The 17,112-nt window shown below is 37.0% G+C and carries 16 protein-coding genes; 12 read left to right on the top strand and 4 right to left on the bottom strand.

Annotation, left to right across the window (positions count from 1 at the left end):
* Complete coding sequence (locus ACSC97_RS01140; RefSeq protein WP_436658888.1) at positions 1–762, bottom strand: NYN domain-containing protein; 762 nt, start codon at positions 760–762, stop codon at positions 1–3.
* Positions 763–983: 221 nt separating this feature from the next.
* Here ACSC97_RS01140 and ACSC97_RS01135 point away from each other — a divergent pair, with 221 nt between their 5' ends.
* Both ACSC97_RS01135 and ACSC97_RS01130 read left to right on the top strand, forming a co-directional pair.
* The gene (locus tag ACSC97_RS01135) at positions 984–1,568 is read left to right on the top strand and encodes a porin family protein (RefSeq protein ID WP_436658851.1); all 585 of its coding nucleotides are present in this window, start codon (positions 984–986) and stop codon (positions 1,566–1,568) included.
* 14 nt (positions 1,569–1,582) lie between these two features.
* Positions 1,583–2,158 (top strand): outer membrane beta-barrel protein, encoded by a 576-nt coding sequence (locus ACSC97_RS01130; protein WP_436658849.1) that lies wholly within the window; start codon positions 1,583–1,585, stop codon positions 2,156–2,158.
* 53 nt (positions 2,159–2,211) lie between these two features.
* Here the strand turns inward: ACSC97_RS01130 and ACSC97_RS01125 are convergent, their stop codons facing one another.
* From ACSC97_RS01125 to ACSC97_RS01115, 3 genes are all read right to left on the bottom strand, one after another.
* The gene (locus tag ACSC97_RS01125; RefSeq protein WP_436658847.1) at positions 2,212–3,882 is read right to left on the bottom strand and encodes an SNF2-related protein; all 1,671 of its coding nucleotides are present in this window, start codon (positions 3,880–3,882) and stop codon (positions 2,212–2,214) included.
* A complete protein-coding gene (locus ACSC97_RS01120; protein WP_436658845.1) occupies positions 3,882–4,271 on the bottom strand; it encodes a hypothetical protein in 390 nt (129 codons plus the stop codon). Before ACSC97_RS01120 ends, ACSC97_RS01125 begins: the two co-directional genes overlap by 1 nt.
* Before the next feature lie 78 nt (positions 4,272–4,349).
* Positions 4,350–4,982: a hypothetical protein gene (locus ACSC97_RS01115; RefSeq protein WP_436658843.1), complete on the bottom strand. Its 633-nt coding sequence runs from the start codon at positions 4,980–4,982 to the stop codon at positions 4,350–4,352.
* A 380-nt stretch (positions 4,983–5,362) separates the two neighbouring features.
* On the opposite strand from ACSC97_RS01115, the gene ACSC97_RS01110 reads away from it, so the two are divergent.
* From ACSC97_RS01110 to ACSC97_RS01065, 10 genes are all read left to right on the top strand, one after another.
* A complete protein-coding gene (locus ACSC97_RS01110) occupies positions 5,363–6,496 on the top strand; it encodes a hypothetical protein (protein WP_436658841.1) in 1,134 nt (377 codons plus the stop codon).
* The gene (locus ACSC97_RS01105) at positions 6,480–6,803 is read left to right on the top strand and encodes a hypothetical protein (protein WP_436658839.1); all 324 of its coding nucleotides are present in this window, start codon (positions 6,480–6,482) and stop codon (positions 6,801–6,803) included. The genes ACSC97_RS01110 and ACSC97_RS01105 overlap by 17 nt, the downstream gene beginning before the upstream one ends.
* Positions 6,796–7,830, top strand: a complete 1,035-nt coding sequence (locus ACSC97_RS01100) for a hypothetical protein (RefSeq protein ID WP_436658837.1) — start codon at positions 6,796–6,798, stop codon at positions 7,828–7,830. The genes ACSC97_RS01105 and ACSC97_RS01100 overlap by 8 nt, the downstream gene beginning before the upstream one ends.
* A complete protein-coding gene (locus ACSC97_RS01095) occupies positions 7,823–8,185 on the top strand; it encodes a hypothetical protein (RefSeq protein ID WP_436658835.1) in 363 nt (120 codons plus the stop codon). Before ACSC97_RS01100 ends, ACSC97_RS01095 begins: the two co-directional genes overlap by 8 nt.
* A 225-nt stretch (positions 8,186–8,410) precedes the next feature.
* On the top strand, positions 8,411–9,769 hold the full coding sequence (locus ACSC97_RS01090) for a hypothetical protein (RefSeq protein WP_436658833.1): 1,359 nt from the start codon (positions 8,411–8,413) through the stop codon (positions 9,767–9,769).
* Position 9,770: 1 nt separating this feature from the next.
* Positions 9,771–11,270, top strand: a complete 1,500-nt coding sequence (traN, locus tag ACSC97_RS01085; RefSeq protein ID WP_436658831.1) for a conjugal transfer protein TraN — start codon at positions 9,771–9,773, stop codon at positions 11,268–11,270.
* 18 nt (positions 11,271–11,288) lie between these two features.
* Positions 11,289–12,431: a conjugal transfer protein TraN gene (traN, locus tag ACSC97_RS01080; RefSeq protein WP_436658829.1), complete on the top strand. Its 1,143-nt coding sequence runs from the start codon at positions 11,289–11,291 to the stop codon at positions 12,429–12,431.
* Positions 12,428–13,087, top strand: coding sequence for a hypothetical protein (locus tag ACSC97_RS01075; RefSeq protein WP_436658827.1), 660 nt, complete (start codon positions 12,428–12,430; stop codon positions 13,085–13,087). Before traN (ACSC97_RS01080) ends, ACSC97_RS01075 begins: the two co-directional genes overlap by 4 nt.
* Before the next feature lie 123 nt (positions 13,088–13,210).
* Positions 13,211–14,107: a hypothetical protein gene (locus ACSC97_RS01070; protein ID WP_436658825.1), complete on the top strand. Its 897-nt coding sequence runs from the start codon at positions 13,211–13,213 to the stop codon at positions 14,105–14,107.
* Between the two features lie 15 nt (positions 14,108–14,122).
* Positions 14,123–16,942 (top strand): DNA topoisomerase, encoded by a 2,820-nt coding sequence (locus tag ACSC97_RS01065; RefSeq protein ID WP_436658823.1) that lies wholly within the window; start codon positions 14,123–14,125, stop codon positions 16,940–16,942.
* The last annotated feature ends 170 nt before the right edge of the window (positions 16,943–17,112 follow it).

The raw sequence follows: 17,112 nt of genomic DNA, 5'->3' as shown, positions 1-17,112 counted from the left end.
CTACCCATATTTTCTTGCACCCCTAAGTGGATTAACATAAATTGTGGTGTTCTTTTTTCTGACCTGAAATAAGTCGAGCGCAAAGATAAAGTCACTCATCTTGCTATAACCATACCGCTTCGGATTGAAATTAGGATCATGTTGCTTGATTTTTTGCGTCAAAATACCAAGATTAACCCATCCATATTCATCAAGGACACAATCATTTATTGCCAACTTCACCGTTTTTATCACATTTAGAGTGATTTTCTTTTCTTGTGGTTGTGGTGGTGTTTCCGTGCTTGTTGCCACTTGTGGCTTATCGCTTTGTGTCGTGAAACACGCTTCCACACCTTCCGCAACATCAACGTAAGTAAATATATCACAAGCTTTTTTAAAGGCTTCTGAACAATTGGTGCGTCCAAAACCATACACCTTTAAACCTTTGGATCGGATTTTAAGAACGAGTGGGGTAAAGTCACTATCACTTGATACAATGCAGAATCCATCAAGCTTATGTTGCGGATCATAAAGCAATTCAATGGCATCTATGGTTAAGAGCATATCGGTGGCATTCTTGCCTTTGGTATAGCTAAATTGCTGAATCGGTGTCAGCGCAAAATTCAATATACTGTCTTGCCAATTTCTTAAACAGGAATTACCCCAATCCCCATATATTCGCTTAATAATCGGATTCCCATATTTTTCAACTTTATTAAAAATGTTTGAAATGTTGTGCATAGAAGCGTTATCAGCATCTATCAAAATTGCCAATCTTTCCATTTTCGCCACTCCAAAAAATTAAATAAATATATTTAATATAATAATTAATATTAACCAATAATAAGGATAATAAACAATATTATTATTAAAAACAATAAATAAATATTTAATATTCTATATTGCAAATAATTTGATAAATATTTAATATTATTTCAAAGCTTTATGCCAAACACGGCGGGCGATTTGAAGTCATCTTGCCATATTAAGAACAGGGGTTTTAAATGAAGTTATTGACCGCTACCGCACTTGCTTGTGCAATTGCCTCACCATGCGTTTTTGCTGACGCTTATGATCCAATGGCAAGCACCGTTGATTATGATGCGAATGCTAAAAATAGTGGCTTTTATCTTGGCTTGAACTATCTCAACCTACCAAGCCAACACGGTAGTTTTGGTGGTCGTATTCCCGACTTAAGCCTGTTTGGTCTTAATTTTGGTTATCAATTTTCACCTTATTTTGGTATTGAAGCTGACTATAACTATGGTCTTGAAAAAAGCTTTGAGGATGAAGATGGTGATAAAGCCAAACTTACCCCGCAAATTTACGGCGTAGCAGTTACTTACCAATATCCTATCGCTAATGGTTTTTATGTGAAATCAGCTTTAGGGGCATCTTGGATTAAAGGGCGTGTTAAGTACCAAGAAGAAGATTTACGTGACCTTAATGACACCTATAAAAAGGATGGTGTATTTCGTGGAAGCGTAGGTATTGGTTATGAAGTACGTCCATTTACCTTTGTTGAAACCACATATAACCGTATTGATAAATTTAACGGCATTCAATTCCAAATCAAACACGTATTTTAATGGACTTTTATAATATGAAACTTCTTTCTATTCTTACTGTTGCTGCTGCTGTCGCCTTACCATGTGCTGTTGCGAATGCACAAGCAACAGAGGGTGTTTATGCAGGGCTGCATTATTTAAACTTACCAAGTCAAAAAGGCTATTCTGATGAAAGCTTTATCGGCTGGGCAATAGGCTATCAAATCAACCCTTATTTGGGTGTCGAGGCTTTTTATAACTACTTAATCAATAATGATAGTTATAGTTACTATGATCGTACTTATGATGTGTACGCACGTACTGATGTAGATGAAATGCTGTACGGTGCTGACGTTACCTTTCAATACCCGATTTATAATGCCTTATATGTCAAAGCATCGGCAGGGGCTTTTGGTGCAACTACGAAAGCAAGCACAACCTATAGTGGTCAATACATTCCCAATAGCTATAGTGGCCGATACGTTTATGAAGAAAACTACAATTCTGACGTAATGTTTCATGGTAGCGCAGGGATTGGCTATGAGTTCATCCCATCGGCATTTGCTGAACTGACTTATCAGCGTTTTGATGAATACAACGGCGTTCAGTTCCAAGTTAAATATTTGTTCTAATCAGGACAAAAGAAAAGCCCGAATCATCGGGCTTTTTTTATGGTTCTCAATCATTAATGCTGATCTAGATAATTTTGAGCCAAGCGTCTTAATGCGTTTGGATCGCCCTCTAGTTTTTTCACAAGCTCACCATCGGTTGATAAGACACATTCTAATTGCTCTCGTTTAATCCCGAGAATATCTGCTACCACAGGATCGGAACCATTTTCAGAAAGTAAGTAGTAGGACAGTACCTTTTTCGTTTGACCATCCCGAGCCAAGCGACCTTCACATTGTTCATGCACACCCGCAGACCAATCTAATTCACCAAAGACAATGGTTGAACAAGTAGGGTGATACTGTAAACCATCCAATCCCGCACCTGATCTTAACGACACAATCAATACTTTGCTTTTCCCCTCAATGAAAGCAGTTTTTGCATCATCTTTTTGTTTTACGCTTTCACTCCCTGTATAGAGTAAAGGCTGATGTTCCTTAAGACGTTCCATCCATATATTGTAAACCTCACGATGCCAACCATATAAAACCACTGATTCGCCTGATTCGATCAGTAGATTGACAAATTCAGCGACATAAGGGGCTTTGGCCATACCTGTTGCTTGACGCATCAAGATATTAAATTCCTCTGTCGCACGTAGTTTTTGCCCTTGAAAGGCTTGGCTTGTACTTAGAATAATTTTGGCAAGTTCCATTGCATGAGTTTTGATTTTATCAAATACATGCAAGTCACTATTAATATAGTGTGGAATGGTCATTAGATCAGGAATTTCTCGGTTTACATCTGTTCGATTTCTTAACAGCATTAAACCTTGTTCTCGCATGTATGCCCCGAAAGCTTTAGGATCATCAATCCTTTTTTCATTGCGACACCACTCACGAAGAAACTCATGCCATGTACCTAACACGTTGGGCCTTAAGAGTTCAATAATGTTAAAAAACTCATTCCCATAGTTATAGATCGGCGTAGCAGACAGCCCCAAACGAAATTCGGCTGCATTGGCAATCAATCGAGCAGCTTGATACTTTAATGATTTATCGCCTGTACGCATTTCTTGCACTTCATCAAATACAATGTACTTGATTAGACCTTTGAGATAATCAGCCCAAGCATTTAACTTTGAATAACTAATGATGATGACATGCGGGGCGGGTTCATCTTTTTTATGCAATTTATAGTGTTTGGTTTGCTTAATGATGTGGGTTTTTAGCTGTGGGGCGAAACGGTTAATTTCTCGTTCCACTTGTAGCTGTAAATGTGGCAAAGTCACAAATAGAGCAGGGATACACTTTGGGTTGGTCATGGCACAAATTGCGCTCATAGTTTTACCCAATCCGACTGAATCCGCTAACAGGTATCCTTTTACTTTAAAGAGTAAGTTGGCAGCAAGTTTCTGATAGTCATACGGTGTAACAGCGAGATCGAAATCGACATGCTCAATTTTGCCATGATCCATGATTTCAATAATGTCATGTTGGAGTTCTTGGTACTGCTTAGATGCTTCTTTTAATAGTCTTAAATTATCTTTACTAATGTCGAGAGGGTAACGATCCATAAACCACAGCAATTCAAAAGAGTTTTCAATATTGCATGTGATTTCAACGTCACCTGTTCGGTTTTGGTAGATTTGAGGGAATAGCCGTTTTAATCGAGTGGTAACATGCGGAACAGTAGATACGATCCAATTATTGTTCTCAAAATAAATATGACCATACTTTTTTTTCATTAAAAAATCCCCGCCAAAATCCGATAACAATACACATCTTTTTCATGCAAGGTTTGCGGTAGGTTCATCACCCAATAAGGCGTACCCACAACAAAGATACAATCAATATCCTCATGGGTTAAATATCTACTCATTTGGCGAAGTAGTGCATTTCGATTACCATCAACCTTTAACTCAAGCGCAATCTTACCCTGATCAAAATTAACCACAAAATCGACAATATCGGATCGGCTTAAGCGTACTTCACGCTCGTATTTCAGACCATGTTCCTTAAGCAATTGCTCAACACCATCTTGCAACTCTTTTTCACCACGAAAGCTAAATTTGTGTAATGCAATCAACTCCCCGAGTGCTTGAACAGCTTGTCGTTCTGATTCCTTTTTTGTCATTGCGCTACCAATAGGGTGAATAATATTTAAATCAATATTATCAAAATAATCAAAGTTAATAAAATATTAAATTAATATTTACTTTATATAGACCTTAATTTTATTTATAGAGTTATTATCTATAATCTGATCCAATATAAATTGTTGCTTAATCGTTCCGAACACACTTTCTAAATCCCCATTAGGAACGAAGCTCGATATGTGCTTTTGCCGATACCCCAATGAAACCGTTTCCTCATTCAAGTTAAGGACGTTTTTCGCCTTTAACTCCGCATAAGCAGCCAACAATATGCGCTCTAAATATATTTGATCCTTTTCATTCGCCCCGACTAATTTCTTTTTAATATCCCCGATAGTTTGTTCACTGTATCGCTCCGCACCACTGATTGAAATTCTATTGGTAACAGATAGATAGATTCTATAAAGCAAAGAAAACAGATAGTACAGGATAGCGATCAAAAGAATGCTTGTAACAAGAATGGTGGCACTTAAAACTGATAATGCCATTAGGTTTGAATGATGTGTATTGTAGTAATGCACCATGTAGTGCTTGAAAATGATTTTTTTGTCTAAGGCGGTAAATAATGCCACAGCAAAAACAACATAGGTTGTTGCCAAGAATGTGCTTTTGTCGATATGGGTATCTTTTACAAATTGATTATTATTAATCGTTAAGCTTTGAATTTCCCTCGCAGATAATGGCTTAAGCATATTACCCCCATATTCAAAGCCAACATATTAAAGAGAAAATATTATAAGGAATTACCCTTATCTTTTAAACTATTATTTTAGTAATATTTTTATTAATTTCGCTATATAGAGAAAATTCATCTAACCCCTGTAATGATTAATCTCGAAAAATCCAAATCAGCAGATCAATGAGGAAATGCAACTTGCATCATGCACAAGATGGATTGCATTAGTCATTTTTTAAACTCTCAAAAAAACATAAACTTAGTCTAGAAATACACCTACTTAAGATGTTCTTAAATTGGGACTGAAACGCCAATATATACCACAGAATAAAAATAGACTTTGTTTTTTTTGGGTGTTATTATTCATTTATCCGATTAACTTTAAATGAATTGAATATGCTAGAAGCATTAACTATAGATACCCCTATAACTGATTTTAATTTTGCATATACGCAAGAATCAGTTGTGCGGTTTATTGATAAAAGAAATGCTGTGTTCTTTTCGCTTTATGACACCCCAAAAGAAGTGTTAATCACCTTAATTAATAAGTGTATTAACCTTGCTAATGAACCTTTTGCTGTTTCTTATAGCACTTACACTAATACACCAACTTTATATATCTCTAAGCACGGTTTGCAGCTTAAGCCTTTTTGGTATGGTGATAAGTTATCAAATAAAGATATTCAAGATGGCGGTAATACTCGTTATATTTCAGTTGCCATTGAAGCCCGATTTGCCGATATGATTTCTGAAATTTCAAAATCACTCTGTATTAGTAAGGGTGATTTGGCAATGCTTTTGTTTATTGCTGAATATTCACCAAAACACTTTATCCAAGCAAAAACACACACCATTAAAGGTGTGATTGCACGGTTCGATCCAAACCATGTTGAGAGAATCCCAAATCAAGAGTTTAAGAAGCCTAGTGGATTGTCATTTGAATCCATATCTGAACAGCTTGAGAACTTGGCTAACGACTTAAATGATCAAAAAAAACAGGATGTTGATTTATTTATTAACAACATTAAAAGAGCATCTAAGTCTAAGATCGCAAAATTGAAGAAAAGTGGGGAATACGACAATCTTCATTATATTGCCGAAGCATTAAGTGTGGATGGTGAGGTTTTATCTAAAAACACGCTTCCTGTTGATTTTGTGGTGGATCGTTGCGAACAACTATATGCTCAAAACCTAAAAGTATTTCAGGGTGCGTATTGTTTACGCATACACGATCCATTTTTAAATGAAAGCTACCTGTTTTACCCTGCACTACAACCGCTTGTTGGTAAAGAGTTTATACAGGGTTGCAACTTTACGCTGTCATTGGTTTTCTTTAATTGGATTCAGTCTGTCACAGGCGTATCGCTTCGATTCCGTATTAGTATGTTTAATCAAGCTTTTGAAAACCTACTTCCTGAATGGATTGTTGAACACTCCACGATTAAAACCACGCAGCTTAAAACCTTAAGTGGTCAGCTTAAAACATTGAAACACAACATGAAAAGAGCTAATAATGAACAGGCAAGTTAAAGAGGTTGCTGACATTAATGCCACTTTGAACTTAAGTGATGTTGAGGGTAATTTTGTTGGTCTTGAGCTTGCGCTTATATCAATGATCTCTGATTATATGATGGTGAATAACATGACCTTGCGTGATGTTAGTCACCTAACAAATATCCAAACAAGGATGATTCATTACTATCTATCAGGCAATGCGAAAGATTGTTTTTTAAAGCTCCTTAATATAGCAAACAAGCTTGGATTCAGTGGGAATTTAACCCTTCAAGTAAAATCAAAAACACCCGCAGAATATACAACAGGGGAATGTGATGAGTAGTAATTTTGATGATGGTTTAATTGGTTTATCTTCGGAAGAAGATGCTATTGCCATTGTGCGATCTGAACCAACAATTATTGCAAGTTTCCCTAGTGGGTTTCTAACTGAAAATGTTTTATTTGAAGCCTTGCACGGATCAAATGAAGTATATGAGTTAATTAGTGATAATGCTTTATTTACACCAAAATTGGTGAATCGACTAATACTTGATAACCCATCATCTTTGGCACTTATTCCATCCCAAGCAATTAGTCGGAAGCACATTCTAAATCTTGTAAAACACAATGGTTTGGATTTGCGTGAAGTTCGCCTTAGTTCTCTTGATCACTTAATTAATCAAGAGATTTGTATTGCAGCGATTAAGTCAAATCCTGATGCTCATGCCTTTGTGCCAATCGAATACCAAACAAGTGAATATATTAATTTACTGTTGATTGAAAAGCCTGAATTTGTACAGCGCATTGATGTAACGCAACGTGATTCGCAAAACATTAAATCCATTATTGAATCCAACCCGATTTTATTGCGCTTTTTACCTATGAATGAGCGTGATTATGATAGTTGTGTCAAAGCTGTCACACAGGATCACACATTGATTCAGTATGTTCCCGAAGATATTTACGATAGTTCGGAATTTATGGAATTTGCAAGTGAGCTTGATTACTTCAAAAACCCAAAAGAAGCTTTCTCACCACCCTTAATTAGAAAATCTTTCGCAAACTACTTGTTTGATAAGAATCCCCAAATTTATCAATATTTACCTTTGTCCATTAAAGATAAGGATTTGGCAAACAAAGCTGTTCTTTTTGATCCGAGCAATATTTTCCTCACCTCATCAAGTGTTCGTGTAAATGGGTTTGTTTGGGAAACATGCATTTCAAAATATCCTGAAATGTATATTCACATCCCACCTGATGAGCAAAGTGATAAGGTGCGTATTTTTATTGCACGTGAAGCAGCTAAAAAATCAAACCAAAATCTTAGTGATCTACTATCAAAAAATCAAAAAGAGGTGGTCGATGAATGAAATGGCATTCCTTAAGGAAAACGGATTGTTTTTAAAATACGTGGCAGACAAAGACAAAGATTACGTCATGTGCGCCACAGCCGTATTTGAAAATCCTAGAGCAATTCAATATGTTCCTTCTGAATTAGTTGATGATGTTCTTTTGGAGCATGTTATTAAATCAGGGCAAGAATATATTGAGCTTATTCCTGATGGGTGTTTTAGTCCTCATGCGGAACATTTGGTAGAGCGAATGTACCCACATTATATATGCGACCAAAACTTTACCTCTCTCGAAGAAAGTGAAATTGCTGTTCTTGATCAGATATACAAAAACATTGGTCTTGATCCAATCAATCGTCAAAAAGAAGAATAACCCAAAACCCAAAACGGTTTAAAAAAACACGCACTGATATTCCTCTTTGCGTGTTTATTTATTTGTACTTTATGGCTTTTTTATAAAAAAACTAAAAATAAATATAAAGAAAATAAATCATTAAACATTAAAGTAATATTTATATTTTTATAATATTAATATTTATAAAACATTCCAAATAATTTATATTATAACTTTTATTGGTTATGTTGTTGGGTTCTTATAATGTTATACAAGAAAACGCTTCTTGCCCTTAGTTTATCATGCTTAATCCCGACTGCTTTTTCTGCTACAGATGCAGAGAAGTTGAACTATGATTCAAGTATCACAAAAAAAGAATTGGGTGTAGATGTAGATAAGTTGGTCGCATGTGGCTCTGATTATGGAACGGAAGATTGCCGTGACAGTAAGAACGTAACTCAAAGTGGCTACCAACAAAATACTGTTGTAAACAACGCTTTAAAGGTGGTGAGAAAATCCGAAAACGGCGAAAAAATTGCCAATGTAGATGAAGATTCCACTAAGAAGCTTGGGATCAATAAGATTGAGGGGGCTGATAATCCATCTAGCTATAACAGCACACGTGATATTGCAGAACAACAAAAAGCAGTTCAAGACCTTACAAACCAATGGTCAAATGTTGATGTAAATGACCTTAAAGCAACCTATAACACCAAAGTAATTCCAACCGATGCAGGGTATGACTTTAAATATAAGTGTATGGCATACACGGATGCACAATTAGATCAAATGTCGAATAGCACCGACTTAAAGCAACGTAGCCTAGCAAACCAATGTTTAACAATTCGTACTGTAACTAATACTAACGACAAAGCATTATTAAATCGTCTTTCTGAAACTGATGAATTGAGAGCCGATGTAAAAAATAGAGCCTCGCTAAACAAAACAACCAATACAGAAGTTTCAAAGATTAATAGCTCTGTTGGAAACCCAACAAAAGCCAATAGTATGAGTTACGCATGTGACTTCACCCCAAAAACATCAACAACTAAAAACCAAACGTGTAGTACAAGTGGCGTAGGTCGCCACCAATTATGTACTCAAAAACTTGTGGTGAGTTGTGGTGAGGGTGCAACAGGTCAGCGTGATGTACCTGAATGTATTGCGGGTATGCCTCATGGAACAGCTAAGATTTCATCATCTAGTAACCGAGTTAGTAGTTTTCAAAGCACAGATAATGGTTTTTCATTTAATGAGCGTTGGAATGATGGGAATAATCGTGGCTCAACAACAAATTGGGATATTAACTTCCTTGTAAGCAACCCTGATAAAGTCAATATGGTTCTGCAAAGTTTCTATGTCGATAATAAAATCACGATTCGCTTGAATGGCACAGTAATCGCAACCCAAAAGTTTCCAACAACCGCAGGGACAATTAATCCAAATATTGATGTAAAACAATATTTGGTTATTGGTCAAAACACATTAAGCGTTGAGCTAATTAACTACGATGGCCCCGCAGGGGCAGCGATTAATATGGTGATCAACCCAACATCATATCAAGGATGTATGTGCAAAGAATCTTGGCAAACAACATGCACAATGAGCAACGTGGGGCTTTAATATGAAAAAATTACAACCAATGTTAAAGAAAACTTTGCTTGCCATGTGCGTACTTGGTGGCTTTCAGTTTGCAAATGCAGATACCCCCGCAAATTCAAGTTCAGGTGGGGGTGTTACCTGTAACTACACCTATAATTTCCGTGACACTTTTACAGTTGTTCGTCAGGATCGACCTGTGATCGTGACTAAAACGGATAAAACTTTTGGTTTTAGTTGGGCTGCTAAAGAATATCCGACTGATGCAAGTTGGGAATTTAAAGTTAATCTTACTAACGCTGATCAGGTTCGTGTCAGACTTAAATATGTTAAGTATGATGACAATATGTACATCTATGTGAATGACCAAGAAATTTTTGGTCGTGTTGGTGGTGGTGTTAATGGTTATAACACCGACATTGATGTAGGTCGTTACTTTAAAAATGGTGAAAATACTATTCGGGTTCGATTGGTCAATAATATTCCCGCAAAAGCAGCGATTGGTGCGTTATTTGAATATTCAGAGGGTGGGTGTACCTTTACAGACTTGCCACGCCCACCAATTAAACCATTAACTGATAGCGCACGATGCATTGAATCTCTTGTTTGTACCGAGCCTAAAGAAACTCGCACATTCAACGGACAACCAATTACCCGAGATTGTTGGAATTGGGAAACCAAGCGTACCTGTTATGACTTTTATGAGGATAAATCAACTTGTACTGTTGTTCCAACAGAGCCAAGTGAAAGTTGTAACATCACCTCTAAAACATGCCTTGAAGAAAAAGAATATGACGTAGATGGGAACAAATTTAAAGGCTGTGTTCGTTATGAAACTCGCTATCAATGTACCAAGCCTGTTGATCCCGCTAATTTAACTGCTGATGAGCGTCAAAAATATGATGCAGAAATCGCAGCTAGACGTTCTTTATGTAAGCCTGTTCAGACTTGTGTAGGCGATAACTGCTACGTGCAACCAAAAGACCGTGATGAAAAAGATGGTGATATGGCATACGTTCTTGCCTTGCTACAAGTTGGCCAACAAGCATCGACTTACATGGATTTAAACAATCTTAAAATCTTCAACGGCGTTGCAAGTAAATGTCGCTCAATGCGTGGATTTGGGGTTTTGGCGAAATGCTGTGAGGTAAAATCGCCTGTTGCACAAAATAGTAGTGGTCAAAACGTAAACCCGACTAATGATCAGGTCTTTGAAAACGCCAACAAGATTACCAACGATAAGTTTAACGACCCAAGCTCATCTTATCAGGACAACTACCTACAAGGTGGATCAAACCCTTATGTTTACGATTCATTGTACAAACCAAATGAAGCGAACTACATGCTTCAAGGTACTGCTGCAATGGTTGATACCGAAGCGGGTGGATATGCTATGCAAAATGGTGGCGCATCAACTGTTACGGTAATGGGATATGGTTATTCGCCTTCTGAAACAACTACAGGCGACCAATCTTCATTCAATAGTTACAGCAAAACTCCGAACAATGGCACACCAAACGACTAAGGATTAAGAGGCGATAAAATGTTTAATAAAAATTATCTAAGTGCGTGTGTCATTGGTGTTTCAATGTTTGGTCTATCATCAATCGCAATGGCAGACGATACAGGCACAACCACAGGTGGTACAACACAAATTACCCAACCTATTTGTACGCCTACCATGTCACAAGAACAATGTATTGAAGCAGCAACAACCATTTGTAAAGGGCCGAATGCTTCGCTTTATACGGACTGTGCAAACTACACTCAAGTTATTGGCGATCAAACTCCCGCAGACCCTAATGCACCATCCGATGATGATCCAATTGAAGATAATGGCACAGGTACAGGTACAGGTACAGGCAGTACAGGCACAGGTGCAACAGGTGGTGCGGGGAACCTAGCCAATGCTATTAAAATTGGTAGTGTTGGTATGCAACTTATGTTCTCACCATCCTCTTTTGCTTCACAACAAGCATTGGGTTTTGTGCAAGCCTTCTTTACTTGTAAATCTGATATGTCAGAGGAAGAAAAATCACTTGCCCTTAGACGAGGTGCAAACCTTTGTGTTGATGTTGGCGAATACTGCTCAAAGAAAGTAAAGATTGGTTTTATTAAATTATGCCGAACTAAAAAGAAATCGTACTGCTGCTTCAACTCAACACTTGCTCGAATTATCAATGTTGAGGGGCGCAAACAACTTGGTACGTTTAAAGGGTGGGGTTCAGCCAAGAATCCTGTTTGTGAGGGCTTTACTTTACAAGAGTTTAACCAAATCGACATTTCAAAAATGGACTTGTCCGAGTTTGTAAATGAGATCACAGCCAAAGCCAATGCAAGTGCTGCTAAGTCTAAGGAATATTGGGAACAACGTAACCAAAGCCGAATCGGGGATAGCCAATCAGCAATTACTACTTCGGGTAACTACGCTCAAGATATTTTAACTGCTGATGATCCATACCGTGCATTCAGCCAAGCGTCAGATGGACAGGCTCATATCAATCAGATTGCTAATAGTCGTAATCCTAACGATAAGATTGAGGATGAAACTTATATGTCTGAAACCATCCAAAATCCACAAGCAACTACACCGAATCAAAAAGTTTCACAAGCTGAAATGGATCAGGGCGATCAACAGATTCAACAGTTTCTTGAGAAGCAAAAACAAGCGCAGGGGAACCCATGAAAAAACTAATCTTAAAAGCGACTATCGTTCTTTTAATGGGAACAACTTTAGCTCAAGCTGAAACCACGACAGTTAAAGAATCAACAATCAAAGGCGTTGCCGATCCTCGTGTTGGTGTTCGTGCTGATAAGTTATTTAAAGGTGAGATTCAGGATGTAACATCTACCCCATTGCAAACAGGTGGTGGGGAGCCTCTTTTTAATAACCTATTCAAACCGACTTTAGCTGAATGGTTAAAATCAGGACGAAATACAAAATTAACCCCTTCGGATTTTGTTCGTGAGGGCGATACCCCAACCCCGACTATTAAAAATGCCACGATTGAAGAAGTTGCGGATTTAAGTAAGCTTCAATATTTTTACCGAAACAGCTTACATGCGGAACTCAAAGGGAAACGAGCAGAGGAAATTTTAAACTTCACCAAATCTACAAAAGGTAAGGTTTATGTCAGTACCACGATTGAGAAAGTATATCCTTTAAAAAAATATACTGATGATGATACAGGCAAGGTCGAACACGCCCAATGTATTGATGTTTTAACCCGAATTACGGTCACTCAAGTTCCCGCAAAAACACCGTATGGCTTGAGCCGAAACGTGGATTTTTGGCAAGATTTGAAAAATTATCAATGTCACTCTGATAGCCCTGAAAGTTAATTTCACACCCACATAAATATCCAATTGATTTATAATTAATTGGATATTTATTTAAATAATGTTTTTAAAATAATATTTTTTTAATTATACTTAAAATTAACTTTTATATATTACTTTACGTTTATGTGGAACGACTATCAAGAATATAAACAAAGCGCAAAAAGTTTTAATATTCACATTAATGATGATAATCGGGATATAGCCGATTCAATTTTCATTGATGTTGTGATTGTGCTTAAAAAAAATAATATTCCTGTGTGCGCTTTTCCAAGAAATCCAAACGACAATCGTTTCCAAGAAAACTACATGCGGGCGTTTACTCAATTTTGCGAAAAAAATGATTACACCATGCAGAAGCTAGGCATGTATCGCTTGCAGGGTTCAAATCAATATTTTGTTGTAAAGTCGTCATATCGTTCAAAATATGCGCTTCCACAACGCATATTAAAATTATCAAAAGGAATCCAACATAATAATAATGGACACAAGGTTCAGCTTGATATTTTTTTTGAAGATTTATCCGACACCACGAATATTGGATCGTACATTATTCAGGACAATGCTTTTTGTTTTTCGCCAATTATTGTTTTCAATTATGACTTGTTTAAACAGTCAGATATTTACACCTTTTCAGTACAGGTCGCTAGTTTTATTGGTGATGGTGAATTTACTTCGGGGAATTGGAATTTTAATACCAATTCCAAATACAGAACATTAAAGGTGATTGATTTTCCTAAGTATGCAACTTGGGATCGTTCAATCCAAACCATGATTTTTTTGCACGATAAGAAAATTATCAGCAAGAAATCAAACTTATCACTTAATCGAAATGAGGCATATTTCATTAACACCTACAGTATAAGAAAGTCCTTATTACTCGGTGATGTGATTGATTTTGATTGGTTTGGACAGGAAGAAGGCTTCGTTATTTTTGATGAAAATGGTCGGCAGTACCGCCTATACCCGAATAACATCTCAAATGTTGGTGAAGTCCACCCATTTAAAGATTTTAGCAATTAAGTAGAGAGTAGTTAGATGAAGTTAATTATTGCTGAAAAACCAAGTGTAGCAGAGGAAATTGCTAAAGCTCTTGGTGGCTTCACAAAGTCGCAATCGAAAACATTTTTTACCAATAATACTGACTGTTTAATCTCATGGTCACGTGGCCATGTGGTTCATTTAACGCATAACATTCCAAATAACATCAATCTATTGCCTGTTATTCCTAAAGATGATGAATGGTCGCTTGAAGTCATTACAAGCAAAGGCTCACAAGATATTTTTAACAACCTTAAAACCCTGATTGAGCATCCGAAAGTTACGGAAGTTATTAATGCTTGTGATGCGGGGCGTGAGGGGGAATATATCTTTCGCCTGATTTATGCAAAAGTTGGTTCAGACAAACCTATTAAACGGATGTGGATTCAGTCAATGCGTAAAGAGGCATTGGTTGAGGCATTCAAAAAGGTTAGACCCGCATCTGAATATGAGGGGTTGAACAAAGCAGCATGGAATCGCTCTAAAGCGGATTGGATCGTTGGTTTAAATGGTAGTGTGGCTGCAAGCCAAGTGTTATCTAAAAAATCAGGGGATAGCACACGTGTTGCGCTTGGTCGTGTAAAAACACCTGTACTTTCACTTGTTGTTGCCAAGCAACGTGAAATTGATAATTTTGTTCCTGAACCGTTTTGGGAAATCTTTGCCGAGTTTGAAGCTAAAGGCATTAAATACAAAGGCAAATGGGTTAATTACACTGAACTCAATAAAACTAAAGCCAAAGAAGATGCTGATGATTCAGAAGAAGATGAGCGTAGTAGTAACACTCGTTTTTGGGATCGGGCCAAAGCTTTAGAAGTTATCGCAAAATGTCACAACGGCGATATATGCAAAGCGGTGACTGATGTAAAAGAAACACAAGTTGCCAAAACCATTCGTCCACCAAATTTATTTGATCTTGGTTCAATCCAAACACTTGCCAACAAGATGTATAAGTTCGACACGAATAAAACTTTAGAACTTGTGCAAAAGCTATATGAAGAACATAAAGCTGTTACTTACCCTCGTACAGATTCAACACACTTGCCCGAAGATTATGAATCAGAGTGTCAGCGTATTCTTGGTGAACTAGCTAAAGAAAAAGAGGGTACATCACCAATCCCTGTTCTTGCAGATAAAGCAAAAGAACGTGCGAAAGTGAGTATTGTCGGCAAGCATGTTTTTGATAACGCAAAAGTATCAGATCACTTTGCAATTATTCCAACAGGTATTATTCCTCACCTTGCTGATGCTGATTTGAAGAAAATTTACTATCTCATTGTGAAGCGTTTTAAAGAAGCATTCTTACCCCCTGTTAAATACAACCAAACAGACCGATTCACTTTTATTGACGATGTGGCATTTCGTACCGTTGGTAAAGTAATCACAGATAAAGGTTGGCAAGAGCTTGGTGAGCTTCTTGGGGAATCAAAAGCAAGTAATAGTGAAGATAAAGAGGGGGATACCCTACCTTCATTTGATTCACCTCAAGACATTAAAACCAAAAATGTAAGTTTGGAAGAACGAACTACTACACCACCATTACCTTACACACAGGGTACATTGCTTAATGCAATGAAATATATCTCAAGATCACTCAAGGGCGATCAGAAGAATATTTTAAAAAGCTGTGGTATTGGAACACCCGCAACACGAAGTAATATTATTGCTGAACTTCTAGCGAATGATGAAAACAGCACACGCCAAGCGTTGATTAAAGAAGTTGGAAAAAATAAAGAACTCGCCCCGACTGATCTTGGTTCACAGATTATCGACTTCTTGATGGAAAACAATCTTGATGCACTTACTCAACCTGAATTTACCGCCGATTGGGAAATGATGCTTGATGATGTTCGCAATGACGTAACAAAATCACAGATATTTGTGGATCATACAAATAGCGTTGTTACAGAGTTTGTGAATAAGTTTAAGCAGATGTATAGCGACATTCCAAGTATGAAATTACAAGGGGCATTATGTCCTGTATGTGATTCAGAATTAAACTTAGAGGCTCGACACGTAAAATGTTCCTCTATTAATTGTAAGTTCCAAATTCTTAGAATTGTTGCACAGCGTAAGATTGAAGATACTGATCTACAAATATTGATCAACAATAAAGTGACGCACGTACTGAATGGCTTTCACAGAAAACCTAAAGAGGGTGAGAAAAAGAAAGCGAATGATCAGTTTAGTGCAGCACTAAAACTCGTTGAGGATGAAAACGGACAATACCAAGTTCAATTCTATTATCCACGTGATGAGTATGAGGCTCCATGTCCATTTTGTGAAAGTAAAATGGTATCCACTATTAACGGTATTTCTTGTGAAAACAAAGAATGTGGCATCGTTTTTTGGGCGGTTCGCTTCAAGAAAAAACTATCTGACCGTGATCAACTAGATTTGATTACCAAAGGTAAAACCAAAGTTATTGCAGGGTTTGTATCAAGCAAGGGTACTCCATTTTCAGCAAGTTTGGTTTTAAATAAAGCCGAGAAAAAGGTTGATCTAGAATTTGCTAAAAACGCAGATAAAGTTGAAACCGATCTTAAGTGTGTGAGTACCGCTAATTGTGAGGGTAAATACGTCCGAACAGGAACTCGCTACGCATGTTCTGTCTGTGATCATTATTTCTTTTCAGGAATTAAGGGTGGTGATCCACTCAATGAAAGTCAGATCAAATCTGTTTTAAGCGGTAAGACGATTACTCATGTTGCACCAATTTTTGATATTGATGGCAGTAAGAGTGGAACTAAAAAGATCGAAGTTTTCTTTGATAAAGGTCGAATCCAAATTCGAGATAAAGTGAAAGAAAAAAGTTAATTGTTTTATTCACCACTAAAAACCAAGAAACCCTCTTTAAATGAGGGTTTTTTTATTTTAATATACAAATAACAGCAAATATTGAATGTTACGTGCTTTTAATTGGAAAAAACGATGATATTATATATATAAGATTTTAACTGCTTAATCCATTAGTTAATAGAGGGGGA

This window comes from Acinetobacter sp. P1(2025) (genome assembly GCF_051390655.1).
Taxonomy (GTDB): Bacteria; Pseudomonadota; Gammaproteobacteria; order Pseudomonadales; family Moraxellaceae; genus Acinetobacter; species Acinetobacter junii.
The sequence above is the reverse complement of the archived record's forward strand: the minus strand, read 5'-3'. Positions and strand labels throughout refer to the sequence as shown.

What these genes read in the sequence shown, in the direction of transcription:
- ACSC97_RS01075 (WP_436658827.1), top strand. Translation starts at nt 12,428, where the DNA reads ATGAAAAAACTAATCTTAAAAGCGACTATCGTTCTTTTAATGGGAACA.
- ACSC97_RS01070 (WP_436658825.1), top strand. Translation starts at nt 13,211, where the DNA reads ATGTGGAACGACTATCAAGAATATAAACAAAGCGCAAAAAGTTTTAAT.
- ACSC97_RS01125 (WP_436658847.1), bottom strand. Translation starts at nt 3,882, where the DNA reads ATGAAAAAAAAGTATGGTCATATTTATTTTGAGAACAATAATTGGATC.
- ACSC97_RS01135 (WP_436658851.1), top strand. Translation starts at nt 984, where the DNA reads ATGAAGTTATTGACCGCTACCGCACTTGCTTGTGCAATTGCCTCACCA.
- traN (WP_436658829.1), top strand. Translation starts at nt 11,289, where the DNA reads ATGTTTAATAAAAATTATCTAAGTGCGTGTGTCATTGGTGTTTCAATG.
- ACSC97_RS01110 (WP_436658841.1), top strand. Translation starts at nt 5,363, where the DNA reads ATGCTAGAAGCATTAACTATAGATACCCCTATAACTGATTTTAATTTT.
- ACSC97_RS01090 (WP_436658833.1), top strand. Translation starts at nt 8,411, where the DNA reads ATGTTATACAAGAAAACGCTTCTTGCCCTTAGTTTATCATGCTTAATC.
- ACSC97_RS01140 (WP_436658888.1), bottom strand. Translation starts at nt 762, where the DNA reads ATGGAAAGATTGGCAATTTTGATAGATGCTGATAACGCTTCTATGCAC.
- ACSC97_RS01095 (WP_436658835.1), top strand. Translation starts at nt 7,823, where the DNA reads ATGAATGAAATGGCATTCCTTAAGGAAAACGGATTGTTTTTAAAATAC.
- ACSC97_RS01130 (WP_436658849.1), top strand. Translation starts at nt 1,583, where the DNA reads ATGAAACTTCTTTCTATTCTTACTGTTGCTGCTGCTGTCGCCTTACCA.
- ACSC97_RS01115 (WP_436658843.1), bottom strand. Translation starts at nt 4,982, where the DNA reads ATGCTTAAGCCATTATCTGCGAGGGAAATTCAAAGCTTAACGATTAAT.
- traN (WP_436658831.1), top strand. Translation starts at nt 9,771, where the DNA reads ATGAAAAAATTACAACCAATGTTAAAGAAAACTTTGCTTGCCATGTGC.
- ACSC97_RS01120 (WP_436658845.1), bottom strand. Translation starts at nt 4,271, where the DNA reads ATGACAAAAAAGGAATCAGAACGACAAGCTGTTCAAGCACTCGGGGAG.
- ACSC97_RS01100 (WP_436658837.1), top strand. Translation starts at nt 6,796, where the DNA reads ATGAGTAGTAATTTTGATGATGGTTTAATTGGTTTATCTTCGGAAGAA.
- ACSC97_RS01105 (WP_436658839.1), top strand. Translation starts at nt 6,480, where the DNA reads ATGAACAGGCAAGTTAAAGAGGTTGCTGACATTAATGCCACTTTGAAC.
- ACSC97_RS01065 (WP_436658823.1), top strand. Translation starts at nt 14,123, where the DNA reads ATGAAGTTAATTATTGCTGAAAAACCAAGTGTAGCAGAGGAAATTGCT.